Consider the following 5,428-nt stretch of genomic DNA (forward strand, 5'->3'; position numbering starts at 1 on the left):
CCTGCTGTGGAAAACCATCAAAGCGGGACATGTTGATACCGGGCTCTTCCGGGCTGCGAGCGAGGGAGTACCGCAGGGCGGCGTTCTGTCGCCGCTATTGTCGAACGTCATGCTCAACGAGTTCGATCAATACCTGCATGAACACTACCTGAGCGGAAAAGCCCGGAAGGACCGCTGGTACTGGAATAACAGCATCCAGCGCGGTCGAAGTACGGCGGTCAGAGAAAACTGGCAATGGAAACCCGCAGTGGCGTACTGTCGGTATGCGGATGACTTTGTCCTCATCGTCAAAGGCAGTAAAGCACAGGCGGAGGCCATCAGGGAAGAATGACGGCGCGTGCTCGAAGACAGCCTGAAACTGAGGCTGAACATGGACAAGACCAGGATCACCCATGTCAATGACGGATTTATCTTCCTGGGTCATCGTATCATCCGCAAGCGCAGTCGCTATGGCGATATGCGGGTGGTCACGACAATCCCCCGGGATAAGGCCAGAAACTTCGCGGCGTCAAAGGCTCGCAGTACGTGTCACTGGCATACACGCAACGGCTGCAGGAAGCAGAGTTACTGGCCTCAACGGGCAGCACAGGCGACTCTTACGACAATGCGATGGCAGAAAGCGTCAACGGCCTGTACAAGGCGGAGGTGATACATAGAAAAAGCTGGAAAACCCAGCAGGAAGTGGAGCTGGCCACACTGGCATGGGTGGACTGGTACAACAATCGCAGGCTGATGGAGCGGCTCGGTCATATCCCCCCGGCTGAAGCGGAAAAAGCGTATTATGCATCAATCGTGAACCCGGTTCTGGCAGCCTGAGTTCACAGACAAAATACTCTCCCGGGAAACCGGGGCGGTTCATGGTTAGGAAACTGGAAAAGCGCTTCAAAAATACTCTGACCATGAAAACCCCTGTCAGAAACGCAGTGATGACGTGATGACAGGTGAGTTATGGTAATAAAATGCCGTTTCCGGTGTATTTTTAACCTGAAACCCATTTTTCAGGCGCACTTATCCTGCAGTCTGTCCCAGAAGCCATCGTTTCCGGTCGATGTTATGTTGCCTTTCTGCTACTAATTCCGACGCATGCCTGCCAGCCTGCGCACCGGTAAATCGCAGCCGGTTGCCGCACAGGATACATTTGTACGGGTCCGTACCCAGGAACCCCTTCATCAGCGCGGCGAAGCCCGGCTGATCCGGTTTTTTCCGCGCCTCCATCTGCAGGGCTTCGTACACCTTCGCCAGCAGCTCGCCCCGTTTCCGGTTAGACAAAAAACCGTAGTAGCGCACCATTTTAAAGTGCTTCGCCGGGATATGACTGATATAGCGCCCGATCATCTCTTCCTGCGACAGCGTCTGCTTCCGGTACTGCTGCGTACGGTGGTCGTAATAGTGATGCACCACGGCACCGCCGCTGTAGTGCCTGAGCTTCGCCGCCGACACCGGCGGTCGTTTCAGATACCGACCCAGGTATTTGACGCTTCGCCAGGCCCCCCTGGTCTTCTTCGCGAAGTGCACCTTCCAGCGGCGTCCGTACTGGGCCTGCAGATAGCGCTCCCACTGTTTTTTATCGCGGATATGCCCCAGCCCCGGCAGGCTGCCGGGATTAATCAGGTCATAGCTGTGGCGCAGGAGCCGGATAACCGCCCCGCGCCAGATTTCCTCCACGGCGTGCTTCTTAAAGAAGATATCGCGCCAGACGCCGTGTTTTATATCGAGCCCGCCGCGGGTGACGGAAAGGTGGATGTGCGGATGCTGGTTTAGCTGGCGGCCGTAGGTGTGCAGGGCGCAGAAGATGCCGACCTCCACGCCCTGTTTGCGGGCCCATCGCAGCATGGCGCGGGTTGCAGCCCGGAACAGGGCATTGAGCAGGGGCCAGTTGTTGTTGAAGAAGGGCCACAGCAGGTGGGGCATGGTGAAGGTGATGTGCTGCCAGTCGCAGTCGGGAAGGATGTGGCTCTGCTGCGCCACCCACTGCTCTGTGGCTTTGACGCCGCAGGAACTGCAGGTTTTTGACTTACAGCTCTGGCAGAAGAAGCAGGAATGTGTACAGCCCGGGGAGGAGCAACAGTAGCGGCGTACCCCCATGCTGGCTGTCCCGCAGGCGAGCATGCGCTCAACGCTGAGGTGGGTCCACTGACTTATACTGTCGCTATTCGAATCGAGAAACGTATTCCAGCCGTCATCGACGGTGAACAGCAGTTTTGCCGGGCGGGGAATAAACATATTCCCTGATTATTCGCATTATATTAAATATTTCCTAAACAGAGTGGTAAAATAAATGTTACCACTCTGTGGTGGATGTTTATTTTCGGCGCGTAATTACCTGTTTCCGTTTTATTTGACTTCCTGCAACCCGGTATCTTTCTGACTGGATTTTAAGAAAATTTCCGGTGTTTTGTAAAAAGCAACGATTGGCGCGGGCGATTAATTAACCTCTTGTCGATCGTTTTCATTAATCAATCCTGTAAGATTGATTGTTATTGTCGATCACCATGGGTTCCCTTATTATTCCTTTACCTTAATTTGCGTAACTAACTATCTCCGCTGTCTCTCCCTGCGTTGCGGGCGCACTGCCGACAACCGGTGAGCAGAGGGCGCGAAATATCAGGACGCCGAAAGGAAGAAAGCAGTGGCAGAAATAAACACAGTGACCGAAAACAATGAAACCCGGGCCCCGTTAACGGTTGTTGCAACAATAACGGCCGGCGAGGGTCAGGCGGAGGCCGTTGAGGCCGCACTGCGCACTGCGCACGGCGGTGGCATAGGTCACCGGAGAGCCGGGATGTGAAGGGTACACCCTCCATGCTGACACGGAGAACCCGCAGGTCTTTATGATGTTTGAACGCGGGTCCTCCCTTCAGGCGCTGGTGCACCACAGTGAGGCGGCACCGTTCAGGAGGCTGGTTTCAGCTCTCGAAGGACGGGCCACACTTAGCGTGGCGACCAGTCGCCCGCTCTGCTGAGAGGTGTCGCCACAGGTGCCGGGTGTCAGAAAAATTCCTGGTACCGGCATTTTTGTTTTCCGTCTTTTGATTCGTTCTTCCGGTCATCTGTTTTTTTGGCGTTCCGCACCGGAAAGCGGTTTCACACAGGTATAAAAAATATGAAACGTTCACGCTCATCGCATCCGCCCGCGGATGCCGCTTTATCACCCGGCCTGCGCCGTCTGGCCTGGCTCAACATCGCCGTACAGGCAGCCTTTCCCCTGACGGTGGCCTTCACTCCGGTGATGGCCAGGGCCGGCGAACAGCACTTCCTGCAGCAGCCTGCGCCGCTGTCCGCGCAGCGTACGCAGGTCTACACCCTGGGGGCCGGTGAGACCGCCGCCTCCGTTGCAAAAAAATATAACCTCACCGTTGCGCAGTTGCGTGAGCTTAATCAGTTTCGCACCTTTGTGCGCGGCCTGAACGGTCTGCAGCCCGGGGATGACGTGGACGTGCCGCTGATGACGGCAAAAGATAAAAAAACAGCGTCAGGCACATCCGCTTCCGCGCCGGAGAGCGATAAACAGGCGCAGCAGGTGGCCGGCTACGCCTCACGGGCCGGAAGCTTCCTGGCCGGCGGCGCAAAAAGTGACGCGGCCGCCTCCATGGCCCGGGGCATGGCCACCGGCGAGGCCGGCGGGGCCCTTCAGCAGTGGCTGAGCCACTTCGGCACCGCCCGCGTTCAGCTGGACGCGGACAAAAACTTCTCCCTGAAGAACTCACAGTTCGACCTGCTGATGCCGTTATACGACCAGGGTGATAACCTGGCGTTCACCCAGGGCAGCCTGCACCGGACCGACAGCCGGACCCAGGCCAACCTCGGCGCCGGGTGGCGCCACTTCACCCCCACATACATGCTGGGCGGGAACCTGTTCGGGGACTACGACCTGTCCCGGGACCATGCGCGCATGGGAGTCGGTCTTGAGTACTGGCGTGACTTCCTGAAGTTGGGCGCCAACGGCTATATGCGTCTGACGGGCTGGAAGGACTCCCCGGACCTGGCCGACTATCAGGAGCGTCCTGCCAACGGCTGGGATATCCGGGCCCAGGCCTGGGTACCGTCCCTGCCGCAGCTGGGCGGGAAGCTGACGTATGAACAGTACTACGGGAAGGAGGTTGCCCTGTTCGGGGTGGATAACCGCCAGAAGAACCCGCACGCCATCACGGCCGGGATTAACTATACCCCGGTACCGCTGGTGACCCTGGGCGCAGAGCAGCGTCAGGGCCAGTCAGGGAAAAGCGACACCCGGCTGACGGTGGACATGAATTACCAGTTGGGTGTGCCGTGGCGTGCCCAGGTAGACCCGACGGCGGTGGCGGCCATGCGCAGCCTCACCGGCAGCCGGTATGACCTGGTGGAGCGTAACAACAATATCGTGCTGGAGTACCGTAAAAAGGAGACCATCAGGCTGCACACGGCAGACCTGGTTACCGGGCATGCCGGAGAGAAGAAGTCCCTGGGTGTCTCCGTGACCAGCACGTACGGGCTGTCCCGCATCGACTGGGATGCACAGGCCCTGAGCGCGGCCGGGGGTAAAGTCGTGCAGAACGGAAGTGATTATGCGGTGGTGCTTCCGGCGTACCAGACCACGACGCAGGCGGTGAACACCTACACCGTCAGCGGCGTGGCGGTGGACAGGAAGGGTAACCGGTCTGAGCGCAGCGACACCCAGGTGACGGTGCAGGCACCAGAGGTGAATAAACAGTACAGTACCTTCACGCCGGTGAGCAGCGTGCTGCCGGCGGACGGGAAGAGCACGCAGGTGCTGACCCTGACGCTGCGGGATGAGAATAACCAGGCGGTGGACATGGATGTAAAGGACATCAGCCTGAAAAACAGCGCACTGAAAAGCGCCGCGGTATCGGCCCTGACAAAAAAATCAGCAGGCGTGTACACCGTGACGGTGACGGCGGGCACGGATGTTGAGACGGTGACATTAACACCGTCGGTAAGTGGCGTCACGCTCACCCCGGCCGGGGTGACCATCAGCAGCACCACGCCGGATGCGGGACAGTCGGTGTTCACGGCGAGCCCGGAGACCATAGCGGCCGACAACACGGCCGTCTCGACGCTGACGCTGGTTGCGAAGGACGCGCAGGGTAACGCCCTAACGGGCCTGAAGGACAGTCTGGCTTTCACGATAAAGGACAGCAGCGGTAAGGCTCCTGCAGCCGGTACCCTGACAGAGAGTGCCATCGCGGAGAGCAGCACGAAAGGCACTTACACGGCAACCCTGAAGGGAACCATAGCGGGTAAATACACCATCGTGCCGGAATACAGCGGTACCGCGATGGGCAGCCTGAGTGCGACGGTGACGCTCACCGACACCCTGCCGGACGAGAAGACCTCCACCATTAAGACCGACACCACCACGTATGTTGCCGGCACGGACATCACCATCAAGGTGACGCTGAAGGACAAAGCCGGCAAGGCGCTGACGGGT

Annotated in this window: 3 protein-coding genes and 2 pseudogenes; 4 read left to right on the plus strand and 1 reads right to left on the minus strand. The window is 58.5% G+C overall.

Annotated features, from left to right (window positions below):
- Positions 1-511: pseudogene (locus tag M988_RS18735) on the plus strand (reverse transcriptase/maturase family protein); the annotation flags it as partial.
- A pseudogene (locus tag M988_RS18740) lies at positions 511-816 on the plus strand (integrase core domain-containing protein); the annotation flags it as partial. The pseudogenes M988_RS18735 and M988_RS18740, both read left to right, overlap by 1 nt.
- Positions 817-1,008: 192 nt before the next feature.
- On the opposite strand, the gene M988_RS18745 reads toward M988_RS18740, so the two are convergent.
- Entirely contained in the window at positions 1,009-2,223 is a 1,215-nt protein-coding gene (locus M988_RS18745) for an IS91 family transposase (protein ID WP_064575330.1), read from the minus strand.
- A 608-nt stretch (positions 2,224-2,831) separates the two neighbouring features.
- Between M988_RS18745 and M988_RS23175 the strand changes: the two genes are divergently transcribed.
- Positions 2,832-2,963 carry a hypothetical protein gene (locus tag M988_RS23175; protein ID WP_233149159.1) on the plus strand — a complete coding sequence of 44 codons (132 nt, stop codon included), beginning with the start codon at positions 2,832-2,834 and terminating at the stop codon, positions 2,961-2,963.
- Between the two features lie 140 nt (positions 2,964-3,103).
- Positions 3,104-5,428 (plus strand): inverse autotransporter beta domain-containing protein (locus tag M988_RS18750; protein WP_169817478.1); only part of this gene is annotated, 2,325 nt, incomplete at its 3' end.

Source organism: Hafnia paralvei ATCC 29927, assembly GCF_001655005.1.
Taxonomy (GTDB): Bacteria; Pseudomonadota; Gammaproteobacteria; order Enterobacterales; family Enterobacteriaceae; genus Hafnia; species Hafnia paralvei.

Coding starts and splice junctions, on each gene's coding strand:
- M988_RS18745 (WP_064575330.1), bottom strand. CDS start 2,223: ATGTTTATTCCCCGCCCGGCAAAACTGCTGTTCACCGTCGATGACGGC.
- M988_RS23175 (WP_233149159.1), top strand. CDS start 2,832: ATGATGTTTGAACGCGGGTCCTCCCTTCAGGCGCTGGTGCACCACAGT.